Below are 25191 nucleotides of genomic sequence, written 5' to 3'. Positions count from 1 at the left end.
TCCATATTCTCCTACTAATGTATAAAATCATCCACTTTGGAAATAATTAATTTTAACAACATCTCAGTTGATGTTGTTGCCAACCGCGGAGAAGACTTACGTTTCCCCATAAGTTCTTCCTCCGGTTTCTCCTCTCCCTTTGCCTTCTTTTAAGTGATTACACTTTAATAAGAGGGGCCCTGCAATTGCGGGGTTTTTTTTTATGCTCTTATCCTGTAGAATAAATGTTGCATTTATTACCAACTTTGTTTGAAATACTCGTAAACTATTTACGTTTTTTAGGGGGAACAAAACATGATCCAACGTATGATTGAAATTGGAGAAGGATACTCAGATTTATATGAACTTTTTGAAATTGCTAAATCGCAAAAAGATAGAGTTAAATTTTTACTTAAATTAACATCAGAAAACAAAGGATCAAACTGTTGTTCCTTTGCTGTTATCTTAAACCCTACTTCTATTGGCGAATTCCAGCCAATATATTATTGTAGAGAAGGAATTACATTAAAGGAAGATTCAATTACAAAACGTGAATTGTTGTTTGAAGAATTAGCTACAACTTTAAACAAAGAAATCATCACATTACAAATTAGACACTCAAGCTCATTTCATGAAAATGATTTATTCCACCAATATATTATCGGAATTTTACGCTTAAATCATTTAATTCCACCAATGAAATAACTAGAACTAGATTGACTAATCCCTAATATTCCAATAAATAACGAATAATAGGGATCGTTTTTCCTATTCAATCTTCTACCACAATAAAAACGATTGAACGGCTTTTAATTCAGATCGGTTATCCCTTCTAAATTAACTATCCATTCAATCGTTTTTAATCTACTTGATAGTCATATTCCTTTGCTTCGTCTGGTTTCGCATTTTCATACTCAGTCTTAATAAAAGGTTTATATGACAATTCAATTCGTTTTACAAAATGAAATTTTTTCAATCTCTCTATTGTTCGATCTATATCATCCATATTGCAATATAGGACTACGTATTTCAAACGTTTAGAGACAAAGTGAATATTTCCAAATTTACGTAACATTTTTGCTTGTTTTAATGATTGTAAATAAATAATAATACCTTGTCTTTGCACGAACATAGCTTTCTCCTTTAAAAATCCGTTAGAAATAGAATATCATATCCCAAAATTCTTTTGCAACGAAACTTTCATAAATAGTTTTTAGAAAGGATTGAAAATTATGTTAGAAGATGTTTGGGAGCAATTTTTTAAATGTATTATAAAGGATAAACAAATTAATCATTTTTCAACCAAACAAGTTTGTGGCGTTTATTTCCTATATATTCAATCAGAGTGTCAACAAACAGAAGAGTCGATCAAAAAGTTACTGATTGAATGTTCTAAAACGATTACAGAACAGTTTAAACTAATTTACCGAATTGAATTTATTCGTAATGAAAATAATCATTTCGTATTTAAACATCGATTTTACGTTCCGAATAAAAAAATGTTTTGTTGCGGAAATAATTGCGCTAATTGTACTAGGTTCAGAAAATGAATTTTATAAAAAAAAGACTCATTTTTAAATAATGAGCCTTTCTATATGATCTTTTACCTCGTTTTACATCCACACTTTCCACCTGTTCCACATCCGCCAGTACTACATCCTCCACCTGTATTTACGAAGAATGGATTACCCGCAGGAACCTTTACAGAAGGCGAAACAGCTTGAGCAATTAAATAGCTAGTCTCATCTAAAAGTAATTGAATTTTATCTTCCGCTTGCTTAAAGGCAGCAATTGTATCGTTTAATTGCAGTTCTCTTTTAACTTCACTCATTTGTTTTCGAATTTCTTTATAATCCGGATGATATTTTCCAAATCGCAAAACATCCTCATATAAATCCTTCGTCTTCATAAAACGGCTAATAATTTCTTGGGCTGTTTTATCATTATTTAGTGCAATATATGAATTTCGATACTGATCTGCAACATCCGATTGCACGATCATTGAAGCAATTTCTTCTGAGACTGTTATAAGTTGCAAGGTTTCCATTGTTGCATACATTTCCTCACACCTCCAAGAATAAACTATATCACATTTAATTGCTTAAATAAAAGAACCTGCCTAAGCTTTTATATGTTCGGAAATATTAAATTCTTTTATCTTCCATTTACCATCTTTAAATTCAATAAAATTTGCACAAGCATTTTTTAAGGTTGTCCTAAAATTAACTTTCTCTGGATCAATCGCGTGTAGAATTGCCTTAATTGTATGAGAATGTGCAACAATTACAATTCGTTTACCTTCATAATTTTGAGCAATGTCTTTTAATGCACTAAAAGCTCGATCCATTAACTCTTCATTTGTTTCCATTCCTTCTACATTATTATTATAAATGTTTTCATGAACATCGGAAATAGGTTTTCCGCTAGCCTCACCAAATTCTCTTTCTAGAAATCGTTCATCCTCTATTATTTCATCAATTTTAGAGAACTCTGCTATTGCCTGTGCCGTTTGTTTCGCTCTAATTAATGGACTTGTAATAATGGAATCCCACTTTTGATCACTTAAAAACAATGCACTATCATTCGCCTGTTGTTTACCTATTGTATTTAAAGGAATATCTTCTCTACCTTGAATTATATTATTTAAATTCCAATCAGTTTGTCCATGTCTTACTAAACAAATTTCTGTCATAACTACTACTCCTTTTTAAAACTTGCTTTCTTAATTGTAGCAAAAAGCTATGACAGATTGAACTATTATACTTATTTAATCTTCCTTTGATTCAGAATCAGAGGAATCACTACTAGTACTTTGTTGATCCTTTAATACATGGAACATGTCAATCATAAACGATGCCATCTGTACTTGATTTGACAATTTATCAACTCGTTGTGGAATAGTTTTACCAAAAAACTCAAGGGAAGCCAGTCTAAACTCATCAGTAAGCTCAGGATTTCTAGCAAGTTTTCGATACCATTTTGGTTGTTGTCTTATAAATTTCAAATAATCTTCTTCACTCTGAAGAAATTCCAAAACATCTTTTCTCACTTGAGATCTCCTCAATCCTGTCTAAAATTAAATTGCTGTGAAGCTGGCTTTTCTTCTCTTTGATTGGTTGAAGTAACAGGAGACTTAAATTGTGATATAAGCTGTTGGATATTTGTTAAAGTAGAGTTTACATTTGTTAAATGACCTTGAATTTGATCAGGGTCTAGATTTTTTACAAAAGAAATTACTTTTCCAACATATCCTTCTTCCGTCTGTTCTGTTTTGGCAGTTTTCTTTTTTGATTTTGTCTTATTGTCACTTCTATATTCATCAAACATTTCATGTTCTTCACCTTTGAAATACCAATCTTCAAAAAATTGTTGCCATGTTTTTTTACCAGTTTTTACTTCCTCACGAAGTTTTGGGTGTTCCATAACGAATTGCCTAAATTGTTCGATAGATGGACGATTTTTTTCATTTCCCATTCATATCACTCCAATTAAAAGCATTTACTACAAAAGTATGTCTTTCGTATAATTTTGTGCTTGTATGGAAATAAAAAAATCAAGCACAAACTTTCGCTTTTGCTTGATTTCGTCATTATTTTATAAAATTTTGGGTGTAATATTTATTAAAAGCTCCAACTCCAAGTGTCGTATATTCTTTTTTATACATATTTACTCGATGACCTTTACTATTAATCCAGCCAAATACAGATGCTATACCATCTACATAATTTGCGGATATATTTTCGCCTGCAATTCTATATGGAACATTTGCATCATTTAGACGATCAGCTAAACTACCATATAAATTAGAATAGTGATCAAAATATTTATTTTGAACCATATCTTTACTATGTCCTAAAGCTACTTTAGCAGCAGCAGCATTCCAACTTAACGTACTTAATTTCATTCTATTACGATAAACATTGGTTAAATTAAATATCTGTCTTTCTTCTTCGCGATCAACAATTGCTTCTTGCAATGTATTTAATTTTTTTGCATTTATTAAATTACCACTATAAATTAACTCGTACGGTTTTTGCTTAACTAAAGTTTCTGGTGATAAATATCGAACGCCTAATAAACTTCCGGTAAAACGGTCAAAATAAAGTTGAGCAAAACAATTATTTAATGAAACAAGTGGACGTTCATGTAAATCGGTTGTCGATAATTTAAATGTGTATTGATTACTTAATATCGAAAAAGAGACTTTATCATGTAATGCTACATTATCCATTGTTTCTTCATAATGACTCCCCATCACAAATGGGGCTATATCAACTTTATTACCTGCAACAAAAATGGTTACAACTTTGCCATTAAGTACACCAAATTGAGTATACTTTGTCGTATCCTTATCATAGACAAGCCAATTGTAGTCATATTGAGAAGGAACCTTTCTTGATGGTTTACCAAAAGTGTTTAAAATTTCTTGTTCACTTTTACCAATATATTGAGAAACCGCGAATGTAACATTTTGAGTACTTGCATTTTCGATCATTGGCATATTCACTTCTTCTACCTTTTTAAATTGTTTAAATGATGAAAAATTGGTGATCCAATCTTGAATAAGTGGACTGAACATAAAAACTGTTATAAAACTTATTGTAAAAAAGAAAAGCTTTATAAGCTTTACCATTTAGATCTTCCCTTCCCAATTGTTAACTCTATGTTTATATATCCATTGTAGCCAAATTATTCAAAAAAATATATAAATTAGTTAAAATACATTTATCAGCTTTTCATTGCTAATTATTGTCATAGATAATATTATATTAATAGGGATTTTTTCAAAGTAATATAGGGGGTAATAACATGAAGTTTGAAAATACAAATTTAGAAAATCATGTATTAAATGTAAATTTATTAACAGAAATCATGGAAGAATTAGGCTTTGTCCTTGCCGGCCAATGGGATTACGAAAGAGTAACTTACGATTATAAATTTGAACAACGTAATGAAATCTACTACTTACGAGTTCAAGGTTACGCAGTAGAAGGACATGTAGAGTCAAGTAAAGGTAAAATCCAATTACTTACTCCACTTTTAGGTAAATACTATTATCCTCACGGTGTAGAGTATGGAGAAGGCGAAAGCTTCCCTGAAAGTATCGTTGAAAAAAGTAAAGACTTACTTAAAAAAGCTGAAGAGCAAATTTCTCTAGTTAGCAAGTTCATTATTCTATAATTATTAAAAAGAGTGAGTAAAAAGAAGTACAACTTCTTTTACTCACTCTTTATTTATTCCTTAAAATCCTAAAACAGCTTTAATAACTGAAGTAGTTTCTCCACCTTCGTAGAAAACATATAGTAAACAATAAACGACTACACCTGTAATTGCAGTAAAAAACCAAATAACACTAGTAATAGGTCCAATTTTTTTGTGTAGTTTTAATTTGTTTTTAAATCCTGAAATAATTGATACTAGACCAAATACTCCGCCGGTTGTAGCTAGGAATATGTGGAAAAATAAAAATATATGATAATACAACTTTAAACTTTTTGGTCCCCCAAAAGAAGTATTTCCGATAAAGATTGTTCTAGATGCATATACAATGAAAAATGAGAGTGCAAAGACTCCAGCAAAGAACATAACCTTCTTATGTCCCTCTATATTTCTTTTTGCAATAAGATACCAGCCTATTGCAACTAATATGGCACTAATTACAATAAAGCTTGTACTTATTGTTGGTAAAATCGGTAAATTCAAAATTTCCACCCCTACGATTTTTTAAGTAATAATGGATTACTACTAATTGGATCAATTTTATTTCCATTTTGTTCTCTTTTAGCCCATTTGAAAAAATTATAACCAATAACAGATCCATAAACTATTTCCTGGATAATTTTCATGATCACTCCGCCAACCTGCTGATCTTCCCTTGCTGACATAAAGTTAAATACTTCCGGACCTGAAATATTTAATGATTTTAGTAAATCCGGTGATACGCAAAGTTCCATTGCTTTACTCCATAAAACTGGATCATTGTAAGTCGCGTAAAATGGATGTCCCGCAAAAATAATAAGAGCACATGCTGGCGTTAATAAAATACCATTTCCAAACATATAACCGATCTTTTGGATATCAGAAAGTGTTTGTCTCTCAGGTATGCTATTAATTACAGGAAACCACATAAATACTGCCATGAAAAATAATACATTTGTAAATAAGAAATGATAGACATTATTCGTTTTTACAGTATCAAGTACTAATGGATAATGATAAATCGAAAATACTACATTAAATATTAATAAAGCAATTAATGGTTTTGTAGCAAGACTAAAAAACGAATTAACGAATTTGGGTTTAAGTATGATACTCCATAACCAATTTGGAATTCCATTAATAAGAAAGATTGGTGCAACTAAGTATAATAGTGCCATTTCAATCATATGGGCACTAAAAATTATATGTCCAATTAAATCGATTGGACTGCCTTGTGCTGTATAAACTAATAAAATTCCAATAACGAAATAAACCATTTGTTTAGTCTTTGTATCATGGTTTTTATCTTTATATTTATTAATTATGTAAAAATAACCAAAAACGACTAAAACTAAAAACACAAATAAATATGGACTCCAAAGTGCTTTAAACCCGAACATCCCTAAGCTAATCATGAATGCACACCCTTTAATTATTCTATTCACACTTCTTATTTTTACCTAATGTTTAAATTAATATTGGACGATGTAAATCAATTGTAGATTTAAAAACTATAATCAAAATTTTACAAAGACAAAAAAATTTAAACATTACTTCTATCATATAATATTTAAAGAAATTATCCAAACTATTATACTACTAAATTATATAACAGTAATAACAGTTTATTCAAATTAAAATACGATTTGAAAGCCTTTATCAATTTTAAATGATGTGAATGAAAAAAAGCTGCTCTTTAATGGTTCAATAAGCAAAATTAACACATTAAATCACAGTAAAAAGAGCATCGAATTGACATCAATGCTCTTTTTCTTGTTCATCGTTACAAAGCTGTATAGCTATCTCTTTTACCCTTTCTAGTGTTACTCCATCTTTGAATTCCACTGCTAAAGGATGGTCGGTTGGTTCAAGTTCAATGAAAGGTCGAATGCCATCTGGTCTAAGATTTACCATTGTTTTTAAGTTAACAGTATCAGGGTAACAAGGTATGTCAGTTGATAGCCAACCAAACATTGGTTCCAATAATTCTTGATTATTCCAGTGTTCATTTACTTTGTTAAAATTAGCTTCACTTAATGAAACCCATACTCCCCAAATTAGGTGTTCATTGGTCCCTATTATAGGAATTTCAATACATCCACGAATAAAGAAATGCTCGTTATCCATAATGCATAAGTCGTCATCTAACTCAAACATTTCCTCTCGTTCTTGAGGTTCTGCATCATAGTAATAGACAGGGGCTGGGTTTCCATAACTTGTAGGAAGTTCCTCATGATATTTACCGCAGCAACTGCACATATATCCCCCAATTTTAGTCAAAATAGTTCCTCCATCAGTATTAATCTCTTATCTTAGAAGATTATAGCATTTAATTAAAAACCTTGTCAGCCATGTTCAAGCTTTGTACAGGAATAAATTGGTCTACTCATTAGATCTATATTTTTCTCTCCTAAAATGCGAGTCCCAAAACTTCAATCACTTTCCTTCTATTGATTCATTTTCACTAGGTTTTGATACTAGTAAAGCCAATGCAGCAGCCAAAAACCCAGCGGTCAGTTTGCCGACAATCAGTGGAAGAACAAAATCCTTCTCAACTCCTGCGACAAACCCTAAGTGACTGCCAAAAACAAATGCGCCGCTCACGGCAAAAGCAGTATTTATGACCTTCCCACGGTCATCCATCTCATGCATTGTTGCAAACATAGGTATGTGATGGGCGAAGGAAGCGATGAATCCACCTAATGCTTGCTGATTCATTCCCAACTTATGTCCGAGGAATACAAAAGGCTTCTTTAATACTTTTACTAATACAAAAACAAACGGAAACGCACCAGAAAGTATGATGGTTATTTTTCCAACTGTTACAAAGCCTTCCGAAAGAGGCATCATACCTGGAATAATAACGAAACCCGTTAAAGTTTTAATGATGATCGCTATAAGACCGAGGATAATAATAATTTCAATTCCTTTACCAAACCATTTAAAACAACGAATCATCACCGATTGAGCCGTTAGCATGCCAAAGCCAATTAATATTGAAATTAAAATGGATGGAAATAAATTTTTCAGCATCCATATAAAGCCAAAACCTGCAACAAATCCTCCCGCTAAACATCCAATTGGAATAGTCATTAGCCCAATTAATATTCCTTTAGCAAAAAAAGGATGATCTTTTTTTTGAACGATACCTAAAGCAACCGGAATGGTAAATACAATAGTTGGCCCCATCATTGTTCCTAAAAAGACCCAAGAAAAATTAGCAGCATCACTCGATTGAGCCATTTCAATTGCTAATGAGTATCCACCCATGTCAAGAGCTAAAAACGTGGATGAGAACATCGATGGATCTGCTCCAAGAAATTGGTATACAGGTGATACAACCGGTGTTAACCACTTTGCTAATACAGGAGATAAAGAAATCATTCCTAACATTGAAAGAGCAAGTGGTCCCATGGATTGGAAGGCTTCCTTAAACTTTTGTCCGACTCCATACCGATTACCCATCAAATAATCGATTGCCCCTAGAACCATGAATCCAGTCATAATATATAAGATCATTTCATTCATATCAAAAAGCCCCCAATCAAATAAAGATCGTCTTGTATAAAACATGATGACCTATTCAATAGTATTTATATAATAATGAATAGCTTATAAGAATGGAAAATGTTCATCTCCATTCTCACACGCCTTAACAACTTCGATTAATCTTCTACAATCATTAATTCTTTTGGAAACTTCGTTAATACTTCATACCCACTATCCGTTATGACTACATCGTCTTCGATTCGAATACCACCGAGGTTAGGATGATAAATCCCAGGTTCAATTGTAATGACCATGCCTGATTTCAGTAACCCATCATTAACATCATTTATAGAAGGTGCCTCATGAATGTCAATTCCTAGACCATGTCCGATTCGATGAGGAAAAAAATCACCGTAGCCAGCTGCCTGAATAACACGTCTTCCAAAGAGATCTACATCACCAATCCTTGTTCCAGGTTGAGAAGCTTCCAGCCCCTCAAGATTAGCCTGTAAAACTGTCTGATAGATTCTAACTAGTTCGTTATTAGGATGACCATACATGACTGTTCTTGTGATATCAGAGCAATACCCCTTATATTTCACTCCTAAATCAAATAAGGCTGTATCTCCTTTTTTTAACTTATTGCCCCCTGAAGCTCCATGAGGGTTACTTGAATTTTGGCCAAACAAAACAATGGGAGAGAATGACATTTCTTTAATCCCTTTTTTCTTTAATTCAAATTCAATTTTTCCTACAACTTCAAGTTCTGTAATACCATCTTTTAATGCTTCGATACCAACTTTTACCCCATAATCAGCAAACGCAGCGGCTTCCCGTAATATTTCAATTTCATTAGCATCTTTTACTAGACGCATTTCAGTAAGGATAGAATCTAGTGATGCAAACTCTACTTCACCAAAAATCTGTTGCAGTTTTTCAATGTAAAAATAAGAGATATCATGTTTCTCAACTGCAAATTTTTTCATTTTGTTTCTATTTTCAATCAAGTGACCAACAAGTACCCACGGGTGATCGGAATCTGTGTAACTTAAGATTGAGTGTTTCCAGCCTGCTTCCTTTATCATTGGAACTTCCATTGCTGGTGTAATAATAATGGGTTCATCATTTGGGAAGACAAAAATACCTATCAATCGTTCGTGTGGATTGTAATCAAAATTAGACAAATAAAAAATATTATGGCGTGATGTAACCAAACCACCTGGAATACCTTGTTTTTGTAAAAATGTTTGTACTTCTTGCAATCGATCGTTCATGTTCATTTCCCCTTTAATAGATGGTTAATTAGACATGAAGTATAGAAGCAAGTTTTGTGCCAATATTAATATATATTATTTAGAGAATTGATTGGAAAATAATGTAGAATTTTTTAGACACTGTTCAGTATAAAGTGTCTATATATTTAGACAGTTGTGATTTGAGGCCGAGGGGTATGAAAAAAAATAGCATTTATTAATGATCCCTATATACGGATTTTAGGAAGATTCTAAATCAGCCCAGGAGTTTTAAACTCTTCTGGACTAATTTAGTCGTTAGGCTTTTAGTTTTTATAGCTCTATGTTTAATTTTTTCATTTTATTGTATAAAGTAGCTCGAGATATTCCTAGTTTCTTTGCTGCCGCTTGTTTGTTCCCTTTCACTGTTTGAATGACTTCAATGATTTTATTTCTTTCAAAATCCTTTAGATCATCTTGCAAGGAGTCATCGTAACCAGGCGATAACACTGTAGATTTTAATAGCTTTGGCGGTAAGGCTTCACTAGAGATGGTTCCTTGTTTCGAAAGTAATACTAATCGTTCAATAACATTCCTCATCTCTCGAACATTTCCTGGCCAATTGTATTGTAATAAGGTAGAAGTTACCTCTGGATCAACGATTTTAATCGTTCGATTGTATAATAATGAAAACTCATAGATAAATTGATGAAGGAGTCCCATTATGTCTTCTTTTCGTTCTCTTAATGGTGGAATCGTAATCGATAAAATGTTAAGACGGTAGTATAAGTCTTCTCGAAAAGTATTCGCTTCAACCATTGCCTCTAAATCCTTATTTGTAGCTGCAATGATTCGGCATTGAGCTGTTAGCTGCTTTGTACCTCCAACACGATAAAACGTTTTATCTTGCAATACTCTAAGTAACTTTACTTGCATATCCAACGGTAAGTCACCTATTTCGTCTAGAAAAAGTGTTCCTCCATACGCCAGCTCTAGTTTTCCTTTTTTACCTTTTACATCCGCACCAGAGAATGCTCCTTTTTCATAGCCAAAAAATTCACTCTCAAACAATGATGGTGTTATCGCGCCACAATTTACAGCAATGAATGGAGAAGATGACCCACGATAAAAATGAATCGCTTTTGCAAAGACTTCTTTCCCGACACCAGTTTCACCAAGTAATAAAATATTCGCATTCGTTTCAGACATTTTCCTAGATAATGAAACTGTTTCTTTCATCAATTGGCTTGAGCCTTTAATTTGTTGAAAAGAATCGGGAGATAATTGCAGTCTTGAAACTTCCTTCTGCAAATGAAAAATTTTGGAGGAAGCATTCAAAAGTTCTTGATTCATCATCACTTGACTCGTAATGTCAGTTTCAGCAGCAACTGCACCAACAATTCGATTGTTGATAAAGATTGGACTGCTATTAATCATAACAAATAGATCTTCACGCGGTTTATGTTGTTTATGGCGAAAAGATTGACCTGTCGCCATTGTAACTTTATTTAATAACATATCTTTTGGAAAAAAATCCTCCATGTTATTCCCAATAATTTCTTCTTTAGGAATTGAAAAGATTTTTTCAGCACCTTGAGTCCAAACTACAGTTTTTCCAGCTTCATCTACAATCGAGACTGAAGCATCCATTGTATCAATCATCGATTTAAAATAGGCCTCTATATATTGATAAGATTCAAACACTTTAGAAACTAAATCACAAGAAGTAATATAGCCTTTAATTTCACCTTCTTCATCTGTTAAAACGACAACTTCTGATGTTTGTATTTCTTGAATCACGTCTTGAATAGCTACTTTTTCATTGATAATACCTGCTTTTTTCCAATAAAATTCAATGTTTTTATCTTTAAAATAAAGATACTCATTTTTCGTTAACATCCAGACATCACTATGATGCTGATTAAATATATATGCTGCTTCATTATTATTTTCCATATTAGAGTGCAAAGTAAAATTTGTTTTCATCAAATCTTCTATACTAGGAAGCAGATGTTTCATGAATATATCACCGCCTAAATATCCTTTTTTCATTTTACTCTATCACTTTAACGAGTTTGTGTCATAGTTAATATCATTTTGAAATGAAAAAAAGCTGCAGTTACGCAACTTTTGATCGGTACATAATGGAGTAAACTAGCCAAAATTTGAATGGTTCTTCCTCTTAACAGATTCATGAGGAAGTATACCAGCGAAATTTTGAATGGTTCTTCTCTTTACAGGTTCATGAGGAAATATACCAGCGAAATTTTGAATGGTTCTTCCTCTTAACTGGTTCATGAGGAAGTATACCAGTGAAAAATTGAAAGGTTCTTCCTCTTAACAGGTTCACGAGGAAGTTAACCAGTGAAAAATAGAAAGNNGAAAGGTACTTCCTCATAACAGGTTTTAGTGGAAATCGACCAAAATTTGGCGTAGTTGACAAGCTCATTTTTTAACACTTTGAAAATATCCCCTAAGTTACAAAGGTACTATTTCCTTTTCCTACTTTTATACCTTACAGATCTTCTCAATCATCATTTTCACGATTTAAATCGATTTCCTAAATATCTTTTCTTATACATCTTGCCTTGATCTGGTATATCTAAGAAACCTTGTGTGCCCCAAACGATATGCTCTGTTAATTTATCAATACTCCCACTTAAATCCACTTTTTCTTCCATTTCAATATCATCATCTTTAGGAATATCCATATCCATCATTGAATCATCCTTTCCATTTTACTGTTCAACCAAAACGGATTAAATTTATGTCTTCTTTATAGTTTTCTTCCACAAATCATTCTTATACGAATAAAAATGTAGTTGAAATGGACATTTGGCTGACTGTAAGTTGTTATGTAACAACGTAACAGATAAGAATGAACATATGGGATTAGCAGCTTACAGATTTTTCATATGCAAGATACACTATAAAAAAAAGGAAGTGAATAAAATTCACTTCCCTTTTCACATCATAACCAGATTAATGTTAAGAATGTTAATAGTGTAATTGCAGCAACTGTAACTCCTGAATATAAGAAGAATGCAGGTACGCTATGTCCTTTATTTTTCATATGCATGAAATAATAAAGTTGGAACACTAATTGTACTACAGCTAAAACTAAAATAAATGGAACTGTGAAATATGGATCCATATGTTCACGGTAAATTACTGCTGCAAATGATGCAAGCGTTAATATAATCATTAATGCGAAAGAAATTAATTGATGTTTCATTTCTTCAGCATGTTTACGACGGTGATACTTCAGTTCAACTTGATTTCTTTGATGAGAGTTTGTATTTGCACCCATTTCCTTATCCCACCATTCCCATTAAGTATACTACTGTAAAGATGAAAATCCATACAACGTCGATGAAGTGCCAGTATAAACTAGCAACATAAAACTTAGGAGCGTTGAATAAATTTAAACCTCTTCCAGCGTTTCGAAGCATTAAAGTAGTGATCCATAGTAAACCAACAAATACGTGAGCACCATGAGTACCTACTAATGTATAGAATGAAGAACCAAATGCACTACTCTTAATTGTAAAATGATATTCGTGCATATAGTGTTTAAATTCGTAAATTTCTAATAATAAAAATCCTAGACCTAATAAAACTGTAATTCCTAACCATAACATCATCTTTTTGTGTTCAAAATTTTTCATGTGATACATAGCATAAACACTTGTAAGAGAAGATGTTAAAAGTAACATTGTAGCAATGAATACTAATTTTGGTTCGAACATTTCTGCAGCACTTGCTCCACCAGCAGTAGAGTTTCTTAATGCTAAGAAAGTACCAAATAATGATGCGAATAATACAGTTTCTCCACCAAGAAATAGCCAGAATGCTAAGAACTTATTTTTACCTTCTTCTGTAGCTTTTTCAGGGTTATGAGGAAACGTTTCAGCTGTAAATTTTTGATTCATTTCCATTATGCCTTAACCCCCTCATCAGCTAAGTCTTCTTTATGGATATGATATCCATGATCATCAATCCATGAACGTAAGAACATAGATCCGAATGTGATTACTAATCCAAGAATTAGTACACCAACTGCTGTATGGTTTTTAAGTTGGTCATTATACATCGCACCAAATGAAGCAATGAATAAGCCCATTGACATGATAAACGGTAAAATAGATGAGTTTGGCATATGAATATCACCTAATGGTTCAGCAGGTGTCATTTTGCCGTCTCCTTCCATTTTTTCTACCCATAAAGCATCTAATCCACGTACATATGGAATTTGTGCAAAGTTATATTCTGGTGCTGGAGAAGAGATTGACCATTCAAGTGTACGACCTACACCCCATGCATCTGCTTCTGCTTTTTCACCTTTAAATGCTGTATAAATAACATTGATTAATAAAACGATTGTCGCAACTGCCATGAACATTGCTCCACAAGTACTAATTAAGTTACCTGTATCTAAGCCTTGTCCTGGTAAATATGTAAAGTAACGACGAGGCATACCCATTAATCCTAAGAAATGTTGGATAAAGAATGTTAAATGGAAACCGATAAAGAATAAGAAGAACGTAAGTTTACCTAATTTTTCATTTAGCATTTTACCAAACATTTTTGGCCACCAATAATGTGCACCAGCAAAGATACCAAATACTACACCACCTACGATAACGTAGTGGAAGTGAGCTACTACGAAATAACTATCATGGAATTGATAGTCAGCAGGAGCTGCTGCGTTCATGATACCTGTTACCCCACCAAGTACGAACGATGGGATAAATGCTACAGACCAAAGCATTGGCGTTGTAAAACGAATTTGTCCGCCCCACATCGTTAATAACCAGTTAAAGATTTTAACCCCTGTAGGTACTGCAATTGCCATTGTTGCAACTGCGAAGATTGCGTTTGCTACTGCACCAAGACCATCAGTAAACATGTGGTGAGCCCAAACCATGAATCCTAAGAAACCAATTAATACTGTAGCGAATACCATTGAAGAATATCCGAATAATCTTTTCTTAGAAAATGCCGGGATGATATCTGAGAAGATACCAAAAGCTGGTAATACAAGAATGTATACCTCTGGATGTCCGAAAATCCAGAATAAATGTTCAAAGATCATTGAGTTTCCACCTAAAGATGCATCAAAGAATGCTGTTCCAAATAGGCGGTCAAACATTAATAACGCTAACCCGATTGTTAATGCCGGGAACGCAAATAAAATAAGTGCTGATGTTACAAATACTGTCCATGTAAATAGTGGCATACGCATGTAAGTTAACCCTGGAGCACGCATGTTAATAATCGTTGCTAAGAAGTTAATACCACCGGCTAATGTACCAATACCTGAAACCTGTAGACCTAATAAGTAGAAGTCTACACCATGTGATTTACTTTGTAGAGCTAATGTTGCATATGATGTCCAACCTGCATCAGGTGCACCACCTAAGAACCAACTTAAGTTTAAGAAAACTCCTCCGAAGAAAAATAACCAAAAACCTAAGGAATTTAAAAACGGGAATGCTACGTCACGGGCACCAATTTGTAAAGGTACTACCGCGTTAAAGAATGCAAAGATCAACGGCATCGCCGCTAAGAAAATCATTGTTGTACCATGCATTGTTAATACTTGGTTGTAAGCGTCACCAACTAAAAAGGTGTTGTCTGGCTTTATTAATTGTATACGAATAAATAACGCTTCCATTCCACCAACTAAGAAAAAGAATCCGCCTGCAATTAAATACAGGATGGCAATTTTCTTATGGTCGACTGTCGTTAAGTAGTCCCACAATAGTGGTTTCTTTTTCGCTACAGAACTCACAGTATTACCCCCTTTACTTCATATCCATTAAATTATTTTGCAATTTTTAAGCTAGTTAAGTATGCAGTTAATGCATCAATCTCATCAGATGATAAATCACCATATTTACCTGTCATTAGGTTACCTGGCTTCATAGCTTCTGGATTAGTTAACCATTTTTTTAAGTTAGCTTCATTATTTTTAGCAATACCAGCAACCATATCACGATCACCGAAGTTAGCTAAGTTTGGAGCAAGTCTTGCAGCAGGTGGTCTTGTATCATTTGCATCTGCAGCATGACAACCAATACAGCTTTGTTTGAAGATTTTTTCACCTTCTTGAGCTTCAGCTGTTACAGCTTGACCTTTTTGATTTTTCATATCTGCTAACCACGTATCATAGTCAGCTTCACTTACTGCTTTTACTTTAAATTGCATTAATGAATGTGAAGGACCACAAAACTCTGCACAGAATCCATTATATGTACCTTCTTTATCCGCTGAAAGCCACATTTTGTTTTCACCTTCAACGTTTGTATCAATTTTACCTGCTAATGCTGGAACCCAGAATGAGTGTTTGATATCTTGACCTTTAAGGTTTAAGATAACTTTTTTACCAACTGGGATAATCATGTCTTGTGAAGTCACAATTTTTTGATTCGGATACTCGAATTCCCACCAGAAAAGATGAGCATTTACATTAATTACAATTGCATCCTTTTTCTTCTCATCTTTTGCTATTTGCTTCTCATCCGAAAGCTTAAACGTTTGTGACACTGTTGGTACTGCTAATACGATAAGTAAAATAACAGGAATAATCGTCCAAAGAAGCTCTAAAGTATGGCTACCTTCTACTTGCTTTGGAATAATATTCTCTTGATCTTTACGGTAACGATATTTCACGATTACGTAAAGGAAAAGAACTGTTACAACAGCAACAACGAATACCATGATCAACGTACTTAGCTTCATAAGATCGTATTGCATTTTTGCTACTTCACCTTGAGGATTCAGTGTAGATTGATTTGCATTTCCACATGCACTCAAAATAACTGTTATCAAGGAAATTAGCGAGACTAATCGCCAATGTTTCATAAGTATACTTCCCCCTCTTTCAATTTAAAGTGTTTCATTCTTATTTAAAATAAGATTAAACAAACAATAAAAAAATCCCCCGTAATACCCCTAATTAAAACGAAATTGTAAACACAATCATTGACATATATAGAAGAGTTAAATAGTTAATGGAGTATATAAACATCAGTTTAGAGAACTTTTTATCATCCTTTTGTTTATAACAATATAATCCTAAAATAACCCATCCAATATTCAATATTGTTGCAAAAATAATAAATGGTAAACCTAGAGCTTGCATGTAAAATGGCAATGGTAATAAACATAATACCCAAATCATCACTTGACGTTTCGTCATTTCAAATCCGTAAACCACTGGTAGCATTGGAATTCCCGCTCTTTTATATTCTTCAGAACGTCTCATCGCAAGTGCTAAAAAATGCGGTGGTTGCCATATAAACATGATTAAAAACAGCATCCAAGCAATAGGATGCAAATTCGCATCGATTGCTGCCCATCCAATTAATGGGGGTGCTGCACCAGATATACTGCCTACTACTGTGTTTAACGTGTAATTACGTTTCGTCCAAAGAGTGTATAGTACGATATATGTAAATGCACCAATAAATGCATATACAACAGCCATTAAGGTTGTGAAAGCCATAAATGTAAAGCCCACAATTAATAAAAGAATACCAATCGAAATTGTAACGCTTGGTTTAATATTACCAGTTACAGTTGGTCTGTTTTTAGTTCTCTCCATGTATGGATCAATATCACGATCAATATAGTTATTGATTACACATGATCCTGCAATAATAAGTGATGAACCAATTACAGTAATAATTGCTTTTGGTAAAGAATCTAATATATCTAATCCATTTATTTGGATAGCTAACCAGATACCTGTAAAAGTTGTCAGTATATTAGAGTTTACGATCCCTATTTTCATTAAAGAAAGTAAATCTTTCTTTAGTGAACTAGAAGGATTATTAGTTTCTTCGTTATTAGAAACATTATTAGCTAATTGTTCCAAGTCAATCCTCCTCTTTTTTTACAAAACTTCATTTATTCATACCCATTTTTTAATGGTTCATAATGAGTTTTTAATTTAGACATACTTCTATTAAACTAAATATAATGAAATTTTTGTGATTAATATATGAACAAATTGTGTACGTTTCAAAAAAATTTTATCGTAAACAGTCTAGCTTTTCAATACTAAATACTATTTAATTATAAAATTAATTATTTCTATATTTTTAAAATGAATACATCCAAAGTTAAGAAAAAACAAATATTATGTCTAAATATGAAGGTTCCCTTTGAATTTTATGTCGTAATCTTATATGATATAGAAGTATTATTTGCAGAATAATTTTTTTAATAATTAATCTTTAAAATTATTATTATTTTATAAAAGTAGGTGGATGTACTTGCTACGTGTTTTAAAAGGGGTATCGTTAATAACCTCATTTATTCTTTTAATTGTTTTATTAGGTGGTGCACTCGTAACAAAGACTAATTCTGGACTCGGATGTGGAAAATCCTGGCCTCTGTGTAAAGGTCAAATCATTCCTGATCATTTAACTATTCAAACTGTCATTGAATTATCTCATCGTGCAGCGTCAGGCCTTGCCGGGATATTTGTTTTATTACTAGCAGTGCTTGCTTGGATTGTCATTCCTCATAAAAGAGAAACAAAGTTTTTAGCAATCATTTCTTGTATTTTTCTAATTGCTCAAGCATTAATCGGTGCTGCTGCAGTTGTATGGGGTCAAGTCCCAGCTGTAAAAGCAATCCATTTTGGTATTTCTTTAATTTGTTTTGCTGCTGTAGTCATGTTAACATTATTAATTTTTGAACGCGACCGTAATTACCAAAAAAATTCTTTTTATGTCGGAAAAACAATGAAATTTCATACTTACGGTTTATGGATTTATTCATACTTAGTAGTTTACACAGGTGCTCTTGTTCGTCACGAAAATGCAAGCTTAGCTTGCCCTAGCTGGCCATTATGTAGCAAAGCAAACAATGGTATTCCAACACAAGTTCATGAATGGGTTCAGATGGGACATCGGTTTGCGGCTTTTCTATTATTCGTTTGGATAATTATTGCATTTGTACATGCTTATAAATACTATCGTAATGAACGTGGCATTTATTTTGGTTGGTTTGTATCTGTAATTCTTGTTACACTTCAAGTAATTTGTGGAGCGTTTATCATTTTTACAAACTTAAACATTTATGTTGCTTTAACACATGCTAGTTTAATTTCGTGCTTGTTTGCGATTTTTAGTTTCCAATGTTTAGTTTGCACAAGAAGTAAAAGCTCAAATTCCGAGTTACTTCAAAATAAAAATATCTCCTAAAAAAAGGTATTTCTTCCACTTAATTGTAGAAGAAATACCTTTTTTTAGCGTTTAAAATGCTCGCGTAGTTGAGTTGCATTTGCGTTTTTATACTACTCTAACTACGCGATCATCCTTTACTTTTTATCTTTGCTCTAGTTCTATTAGTAAATCGCCTGTAGAAATACTTTCTCCTGACGTAATTAGAATGTCCCTAATAACACCAGTAAACGGAGATTGGACTGTAGTTTCCATTTTCATCGCTTCAGTAATAGCTAAAGTTTGACCTTTTTCAACTACTTCTCCCTTTTTAACAAGTACATTTAAGACAGTACCTGGCATTGTTGCGTTAATATGGTTTGGGTTACTAGTGTCACCTTTTCTTTTTTGAACGACAGTAGATTTAACAGAGTAATCTTTAACGACTATTTCTCGCGGTTGACCATTTAATTCAAAGTATATAACTCTTGTTCCATCTGGTTGAGCTTGACCAATCGAGACAAGTTTTACAATCAGTGTTTTACCACGTTCAATATCTACTTTAATCTCTTCATCTAATTTCATTCCATGGAAGAAAGTAGGTGTATCAAGGACAGATAAATCACCATAGCTGTCTACATTTTTTTGATAATCCATAAATACTTTAGGATATAGGCAATAAGCTAAAATATCAAAATTAGTAACCTGGCGATTTAATGTCTTGAATAAATACTCCTCAACATCTTTAAAATCGATCGGCTTTAATGTCTCTCCAGCTCTTTCTGTTAATGGCTTTCTACCTTTTAAAATGATCCTTTGTAAACTCTTTGGAAATCCACCATGAGGTTGTCCTAATTTTCCTTCAAAAAACTCTATTACTGAATCAGGAAAATCGATATTTTCTCCTTTTTCATATACAGAATCTTCGTCTAAATTATTTTGAACCATAAACAATGCCATATCTCCAACTACTTTAGAAGATGGTGTTACTTTAACGACATCTCCAAATAGTTGATTTACTCTACCATACATATCTTTAACTTCTTCAAATCGGTCACCTAAACCAACACCCTTAGCTTGTTGTTTTAAGTTAGAATACTGACCACCTGGCATTTCATGTTGATAAACTTCTGTATGTGGTGAAACCATACCACTTTCAAAACTACTATAATACTTACGAACGCCTTCCCAGTAGGTTGATAACTGCTCTAGGCCGTTTATATTTAAGTTCGTCTCGTTGTTTGAATCTTTTAGCGCATAATATAAACTGTTTGCACTTGGTTGAGACGTTAATCCAGACATACTACCAATTGCGATGTCTACAACATCTACACCCGCTTCTATTGCTTTTACATATGTGTATAATCCATTTCCACTTGTATCATGAGTATGTAAGTGGATTGGTAAATCTACAGTATCTTTCAATTCACTAATTAACGTATAGGCAGCTTGAGGTTTTAATAAGCCAGCCATATCTTTAATAGCTAAAATATGTGCACCAGCTGATTCTAAATCCTTTGCAAGCTCTTTATAATACGCCAAATTATATTTTGTTCTAGTTGGGTCTAATATATCTCCTGTGTAACAAATCGATGCCTCAGCAAGCTTTCCGCTGTCTCTTACAGCATCAATTGCAACTTCCATTCCTTTAATCCAATTTAGACTATCAAATATTCTAAATACATCGATTCCAGCCTGAGCCGATGCTTCAATAAACTTTTTAACAAGATTATCAGGGTAATTTTTATATCCAACTGCATTTGATCCACGTAAAAGCATTTGGAATAATACATTAGGAACTAGTTCTCTTAAATTTAATAATCTTTCCCATGGATCTTCATTTAAGAAACGATACGCTACATCAAAAGTCGCTCCGCCCCACATTTCCATAGAGAATAAGTTAGGTAATAATTTTGACGTCTGTTCTGCCACTGTAGTTAGATCTTTAGAACGAATTCTCGTTGCTAAAAGAGACTGGTGTGCATCCCTAAACGTAGTGTCTGTAAATAAAACATTAGGTTGATTTTTTAACCACTTCGAAAATTCATCTGCGCCCAATTTATCTAGTAATTGTTTAGTTCCACTTTCTGCACTGCTAATATGCTTTACATTTGGAATAATTATTTCATCAAAAGCTGGTTTTTCTTTCACCGATATACCTGGAAATCCATTCACTGTTACATTTCCGATATAGTTCAATAATTTTGTTCCACGGTCTCTTCTTTTGGCAAAAACAAATAATTCCGGAGATGAATCTACAAATGAAGTATTATACTCACCAGACAAGAAATCTGGATGTGTTGTAACATTTTCTAAAAATGGAATATTTGTTTTAATACCACGAATACGGAATTCTTTTAAATTTCGATTTAACTTCGCAATTGCACCTTCGAATGTTAATGCATGAGTCGTTACTTTAACTAATAATGAATCATAGTAAGGTGTAATGACCGCACCTTGGAAGCTGTTACCTGTGTCTAACCTTACACCAAAGCCTCCACCTGAACGATATGCCATAATTTTTCCTGTATCAGGCATAAAATTATTTAACGGATCCTCAGTTGTTACACGTGCTTGAATCGCAAAACCAATTCTTGGAATCTCATCTTGTAATGGAATACCTACTTTATCACTATGTAAACTATTACCTTGAGCAATTAAGATTTGTGTTTGAACAATATCAATGCCTGTAATCATTTCAGTAATCGTATGTTCAACTTGTACACGAGGGTTTACCTCAATAAAATAAAAATCATTACCGGAAACTAAAAATTCGACTGTACCAGCATTTACATATTCTATTTCTTTCATCAATTGAACAGCTGCATCACAAATTCTATTTCTTAAATCTTCACTAATCGAAGTACATGGTGCGACTTCAACTAATTTTTGATGTCTTCGTTGAATTGAACAATCGCGTTCAAACAAATGAATGATATTCCCTTGGTGATCCCCTAATATTTGAACTTCAATATGCTTTGGATTTTCAATATATTTCTCAACATAAACTTCATCATTCCCAAAAGCAGCTTTTGCTTCGGACTTAGCTCGCTCGAATGCGTCTTTTAAGCCTGCATTCGTACGGACAATCCTCATCCCACGACCGCCACCACCTAGAGCAGCTTTAATAATAATCGGGAATCCATAAGTTTCACCAAATTCCTTTACATCATCCAGTGAATTTACTGGACCATCGCTCCCTGGAATGATTGGCAAATTAGCTTGAAGAGCTTGCTGCTTTGCTTTAATCTTATCTCCAAACATATCTAAGTGCCTTGAATGTGGCCCAATAAAAATAATGCCCTCTTCTTCACATCTCTCGGCAAATTTAATATTTTCTGATAAGAATCCATATCCTGGATGTATAGCATCTACATTGTTTTTCTTTGCAATTTCAATAATACCTTCAATATCTAGATAAGCATCAATTGGCTTTTTACCTTTACCAACTATGTATGCTTCGTCAGCTTTATAACGGTGATATGACCCTTCATCTTCTTTAGAATAAATACCAACTGTTCTAATTCCTAACTCTGTACAAGCTCGAAATACTCGAATGGCAATTTCGCCTCGGTTAGCAACAAGAACTTTTTTAATCTGTTTCGTGTAAGTCATTAGTAAGCCTCCTGTATGTATGAAAGATAATTATCAATAAATTAAGAATAAACTTTTTTCAAAATGCGTTTTTGAAGATTTTATAAAGTTTCTTTATGAATCTTATTTCGTATTGAAATATTCATTAAAATACCAATCATGGAAAGCATAACGATTAATGAAGTTCCCCCATAACTAACAAAAGGCAACGGAACACCCGTAAGTGGAATTAACGAAGTAACCCCTCCAATATTTACAAATGATTGAATGACGATGATTGCACTAATACCTGTAGCTAATAATGAATCAAACGAATCATTTGATCGATGAGCTATTAACAATCCTCGCCAAACAATAATAAATATACATAAAATAACTACAATTACGCCTATTAAACCTGTCTCTTCACCGATTATTGCTAGAATAAAGTCAGTATGAGGCTCAGGTAAGTAACCTAGTTTTTGAATACTTTTTCCTAATCCAACTCCTGTAAAGCCACCATTAGCAAATGCGATTAGTGAATTTACAATTTGAAATCCAATTCCTTGAGCATAGTCAAAAGGATTTCGGAATGCTAAGAATCGATTAACTTGTACATCGGTTAACCCGATTCCTAAACTGATACAAATACTAACTAATGGATATAGTAAGACGATCCCACAAAGAAATAGTAGAATTAATCGCTTAACAATAAAACCACTACAAAATGAAACGACAGCACAAGCACCTATTATTAAAATAGCCGTACCTGTATCAGGTTGTAGTCTCAATAAGATGATATAAATAGCTACTATACTCCATGGAGCAAATAGCATTTTCCAGTTTTTTGTAATTCGTTTTTGTCTTTTCGAATACCATCCTGCTAAAAGAATGATTGATCCTAATTTAATTAACTCGGCTGGTTGAATTCCAAATACCCAGCTTTTTGCATTATTACGAACTTCACCAAAAAGTAGAACTGCAACAAGTAATCCTAAACTTACTGTTATATTTAATATCAAGGCAATTCTTTTTCTAAAGAAAGTAGCAGGTAAAAACATTAAAAAAACAAATGCAAACATCCCTACTTCAAAGGCGATTAATTGCTTATGAAAGAAGTAGTCACTTGGCCAATGCTCACTTTGATAACGAATAGATGGTAATGGTGAGCTTGCGCTGTATACCATAATTAATCCAAATAAACATAACACTAATAATGGAACTAATATCATATAATCAATATTTTTCAAATATTTTTTTAACATTATTTAATCATCCCTGCTTTGATTAATTATACTTTATGTATTCAACTATTTTTACTAAATTCCCTTTTTAAATAAAAATATTGTAACATAGATTAATAGATTTATTACTGATAACAATAAAAAAATTCACAAAAAAAAGCTCAAACATTTTTGTTTGAACTTTTGTTTTTAATCATTATTTATTCTTTTGATCTGTAAACGCTTCATGTAAAGCAGATAATTGACGCTCAAGTTCAGAAAGAAGGTCTTTACCTTGTTCTGCTTCAATTAATCCTAAACGAGAAGCAAAATCAATCTCCCTTGATAATCCAAACATTTGAGTATCTAAAACCTCTTCATATAGAGGGCATTGTGGCATCGTTAAATGATCAAGTTGCACATTAATTAATTTTAATATTTTTTCAGCATCTTTTTTTAATAATTCAAATGCTTTATCTTTGTAATCTGTTACAGCATCAGACCTCAATTTTCTCCCTCCGCTTCCGTACAAGCTATCTATTTAATATTATAGTTCTTTTAAGGAAAAATCAACTTAAATCAAAAGTTTTGCAAATATGTAGTTTAGAAAAGCAATTTTTTACAACTATACTTTTCTCATGTTTGCCAGTTGATTTAATTAAAAATCTAATTACAAATAAATTAAAGAACGCTTTAATGTGAATGCATAAAAAATAGTGTTAATTTTGTTCAATTGTTTGTCTTTTTAGTTAAAATAGTCGTACACTATAGGTAGAATTTGTACATAGAAGGAGTTTGTTTTAGGATGAGCGATGTTTTTCAATTAACTGGTAACGTGGAGTTTCCTTTAACGATTGATCCAAGTGTTTGGATTTTTGATGAGAGAAAGGTTAAGTTAGAGAGTTTATTAGCTGGAGATTTGAAAAAAGTTGATGAACTTGAGCAATACACTAAAAGCGTTTCAAAGCATTGGGATCGTGAAATTGTTGAAGGTGCAAAGGTAGATAATAGTCCTTTATTCGCTACTCAAAAAAAAGAATGGCTTAAGGAATCTTATGCAATGCCATTTTCTTATTTTATAGACAATAGTAAACCGAAAAATCGTGATTCAAAAGTTACAATCGAAACAGAAGGTGAAATTATAAATTTACCTTTTGAAACTGTATATGAAAGCTATTTAGCCTTTTCATACAATGGTAAGAGAATCCTTGAAGATGGGCCAGTACACTTATATTTTGTTGATGGAACAAATAAAGAAACACCAATTACATCAATAAAAAAAATTATTTTCTAGTTAAATGCTAAGGAACATCTTACTGA

26 protein-coding genes are annotated in these 25191 nt (G+C 32.8%); 5 read left to right on the top strand and 21 right to left on the bottom strand.

The window, feature by feature from the left end; translation table 11 throughout:
• Window positions 1-294 precede the first annotated feature (294 nt).
• Window positions 295-684 (top strand): DUF7147 family protein, encoded by a 390-nt coding sequence (locus CN925_RS14980; RefSeq protein WP_098847013.1) that lies wholly within the window; start codon window positions 295-297, stop codon window positions 682-684.
• Between the two features lie 154 nt (window positions 685-838).
• Here the strand turns inward: CN925_RS14980 and CN925_RS14975 are convergent, their stop codons facing one another.
• Window positions 839-1111: a YlbG family protein gene (locus CN925_RS14975; RefSeq protein WP_056468449.1), complete on the bottom strand. Its 273-nt coding sequence runs from the start codon at window positions 1109-1111 to the stop codon at window positions 839-841.
• Between the two features lie 100 nt (window positions 1112-1211).
• Between CN925_RS14975 and CN925_RS14970 the strand changes: the two genes are divergently transcribed.
• Window positions 1212-1529 carry a hypothetical protein gene (locus tag CN925_RS14970; protein WP_098847012.1) on the top strand — a complete coding sequence of 106 codons (318 nt, stop codon included), beginning with the start codon at window positions 1212-1214 and terminating at the stop codon, window positions 1527-1529.
• Window positions 1530-1582: 53 nt separating this feature from the next.
• Here CN925_RS14970 and CN925_RS14965 read toward each other — a convergent pair whose 3' ends face one another.
• The 5 genes from CN925_RS14965 to CN925_RS14945 form a co-directional block, all read right to left on the bottom strand.
• On the bottom strand, window positions 1583-2038 hold the full coding sequence (locus CN925_RS14965) for a YlbF/YmcA family competence regulator (protein ID WP_098847011.1): 456 nt from the start codon (window positions 2036-2038) through the stop codon (window positions 1583-1585).
• A gap of 60 nt (window positions 2039-2098) precedes the next feature.
• The gene (locus CN925_RS14960) at window positions 2099-2671 is read right to left on the bottom strand and encodes a histidine phosphatase family protein (protein WP_098847010.1); all 573 of its coding nucleotides are present in this window, start codon (window positions 2669-2671) and stop codon (window positions 2099-2101) included.
• A 75-nt stretch (window positions 2672-2746) separates the two neighbouring features.
• Window positions 2747-3028, bottom strand: a complete 282-nt coding sequence (locus tag CN925_RS14955) for a YlbE-like family protein (protein ID WP_098847009.1) — start codon at window positions 3026-3028, stop codon at window positions 2747-2749.
• Window positions 3029-3039: 11 nt separating this feature from the next.
• A complete protein-coding gene (gene ylbD / locus CN925_RS14950) occupies window positions 3040-3453 on the bottom strand; it encodes a spore coat protein YlbD (protein ID WP_098847008.1) in 414 nt (137 codons plus the stop codon).
• Between the two features lie 115 nt (window positions 3454-3568).
• A complete protein-coding gene (locus tag CN925_RS14945; RefSeq protein ID WP_098847007.1) occupies window positions 3569-4612 on the bottom strand; it encodes a CAP domain-containing protein in 1044 nt (347 codons plus the stop codon).
• A 176-nt stretch (window positions 4613-4788) separates the two neighbouring features.
• On the opposite strand from CN925_RS14945, the gene CN925_RS14940 reads away from it, so the two are divergent.
• Entirely contained in the window at window positions 4789-5160 is a 372-nt protein-coding gene (locus CN925_RS14940) for a YugN family protein (RefSeq protein WP_098847006.1), read from the top strand.
• Window positions 5161-5220: 60 nt separating this feature from the next.
• On the opposite strand, the gene CN925_RS14935 is transcribed toward CN925_RS14940, so the two are convergent.
• The 12 genes from CN925_RS14935 to cyoE form a co-directional block, all read right to left on the bottom strand.
• Complete coding sequence (locus CN925_RS14935) at window positions 5221-5685, bottom strand: DUF420 domain-containing protein (protein ID WP_483295204.1); 465 nt, start codon at window positions 5683-5685, stop codon at window positions 5221-5223.
• An 8-nt stretch (window positions 5686-5693) separates the two neighbouring features.
• Window positions 5694-6593, bottom strand: coding sequence for a cytochrome c oxidase assembly factor CtaG (gene ctaG, locus CN925_RS14930; protein WP_142339239.1), 900 nt, complete (start codon window positions 6591-6593; stop codon window positions 5694-5696).
• A 343-nt stretch (window positions 6594-6936) separates the two neighbouring features.
• On the bottom strand, window positions 6937-7458 hold the full coding sequence (locus CN925_RS14925; RefSeq protein WP_098847004.1) for a DUF2199 domain-containing protein: 522 nt from the start codon (window positions 7456-7458) through the stop codon (window positions 6937-6939).
• 156 nt (window positions 7459-7614) lie between these two features.
• Window positions 7615-8706, bottom strand: a complete 1092-nt coding sequence (gene eutH / locus CN925_RS14920) for an ethanolamine utilization protein EutH (RefSeq protein ID WP_098847003.1) — start codon at window positions 8704-8706, stop codon at window positions 7615-7617.
• A 137-nt stretch (window positions 8707-8843) separates the two neighbouring features.
• On the bottom strand, window positions 8844-9941 hold the full coding sequence (locus CN925_RS14915; RefSeq protein WP_098847002.1) for a M24 family metallopeptidase: 1098 nt from the start codon (window positions 9939-9941) through the stop codon (window positions 8844-8846).
• A gap of 291 nt (window positions 9942-10232) precedes the next feature.
• Window positions 10233-11918: a sigma-54 interaction domain-containing protein gene (locus CN925_RS14910; protein ID WP_098847032.1), complete on the bottom strand. Its 1686-nt coding sequence runs from the start codon at window positions 11916-11918 to the stop codon at window positions 10233-10235.
• Between the two features lie 521 nt (window positions 11919-12439).
• Complete coding sequence (locus CN925_RS21355) at window positions 12440-12619, bottom strand: hypothetical protein (RefSeq protein WP_180232975.1); 180 nt, start codon at window positions 12617-12619, stop codon at window positions 12440-12442.
• Window positions 12620-12870: 251 nt separating this feature from the next.
• Complete coding sequence (gene ctaF, locus CN925_RS14905) at window positions 12871-13209, bottom strand: cytochrome c oxidase subunit IVB (RefSeq protein ID WP_098847001.1); 339 nt, start codon at window positions 13207-13209, stop codon at window positions 12871-12873.
• 4 nt (window positions 13210-13213) lie between these two features.
• The gene (gene ctaE, locus CN925_RS14900) at window positions 13214-13837 is read right to left on the bottom strand and encodes a cytochrome c oxidase subunit III (RefSeq protein WP_098847000.1); all 624 of its coding nucleotides are present in this window, start codon (window positions 13835-13837) and stop codon (window positions 13214-13216) included.
• The gene (gene ctaD, locus CN925_RS14895) at window positions 13837-15693 is read right to left on the bottom strand and encodes a cytochrome c oxidase subunit I (RefSeq protein WP_098846999.1); all 1857 of its coding nucleotides are present in this window, start codon (window positions 15691-15693) and stop codon (window positions 13837-13839) included. Before ctaD ends, ctaE begins: the two co-directional genes overlap by 1 nt.
• Before the next feature lie 32 nt (window positions 15694-15725).
• The gene (gene coxB, locus CN925_RS14890; RefSeq protein WP_098846998.1) at window positions 15726-16766 is read right to left on the bottom strand and encodes a cytochrome c oxidase subunit II; all 1041 of its coding nucleotides are present in this window, start codon (window positions 16764-16766) and stop codon (window positions 15726-15728) included.
• Between the two features lie 94 nt (window positions 16767-16860).
• On the bottom strand, window positions 16861-17781 hold the full coding sequence (gene cyoE / locus CN925_RS14885; RefSeq protein ID WP_098846997.1) for a heme o synthase: 921 nt from the start codon (window positions 17779-17781) through the stop codon (window positions 16861-16863).
• A gap of 400 nt (window positions 17782-18181) precedes the next feature.
• Between cyoE and CN925_RS14880 the strand changes: the two genes are divergently transcribed.
• Window positions 18182-19117 carry a COX15/CtaA family protein gene (locus tag CN925_RS14880; RefSeq protein ID WP_098846996.1) on the top strand — a complete coding sequence of 312 codons (936 nt, stop codon included), beginning with the start codon at window positions 18182-18184 and terminating at the stop codon, window positions 19115-19117.
• A 123-nt stretch (window positions 19118-19240) separates the two neighbouring features.
• On the opposite strand, the gene pyc is transcribed toward CN925_RS14880, so the two are convergent.
• From pyc to CN925_RS14865, 3 genes are all read right to left on the bottom strand, one after another.
• Complete coding sequence (pyc, locus tag CN925_RS14875) at window positions 19241-22690, bottom strand: pyruvate carboxylase (RefSeq protein ID WP_098846995.1); 3450 nt, start codon at window positions 22688-22690, stop codon at window positions 19241-19243.
• Between the two features lie 80 nt (window positions 22691-22770).
• A complete protein-coding gene (locus CN925_RS14870) occupies window positions 22771-23913 on the bottom strand; it encodes an FtsW/RodA/SpoVE family cell cycle protein (protein WP_098846994.1) in 1143 nt (380 codons plus the stop codon).
• 175 nt (window positions 23914-24088) lie between these two features.
• The gene (locus CN925_RS14865) at window positions 24089-24379 is read right to left on the bottom strand and encodes an Fpa/YlaN family protein (protein ID WP_098846993.1); all 291 of its coding nucleotides are present in this window, start codon (window positions 24377-24379) and stop codon (window positions 24089-24091) included.
• 297 nt (window positions 24380-24676) lie between these two features.
• Between CN925_RS14865 and CN925_RS14860 the strand changes: the two genes are divergently transcribed.
• Window positions 24677-25165, top strand: coding sequence for a hypothetical protein (locus CN925_RS14860; RefSeq protein ID WP_098846992.1), 489 nt, complete (start codon window positions 24677-24679; stop codon window positions 25163-25165).
• The last annotated feature ends 26 nt before the right edge of the window (window positions 25166-25191 follow it).

This window comes from Bacillus sp. AFS055030 (assembly GCF_002574545.1).
Taxonomy (GTDB): Bacteria; Bacillota; Bacilli; order Bacillales; family Bacillaceae_G; genus Gottfriedia.
Note: the sequence above shows the minus strand (reverse complement) of the source record. Positions and strands in the feature narration are given on the sequence as shown.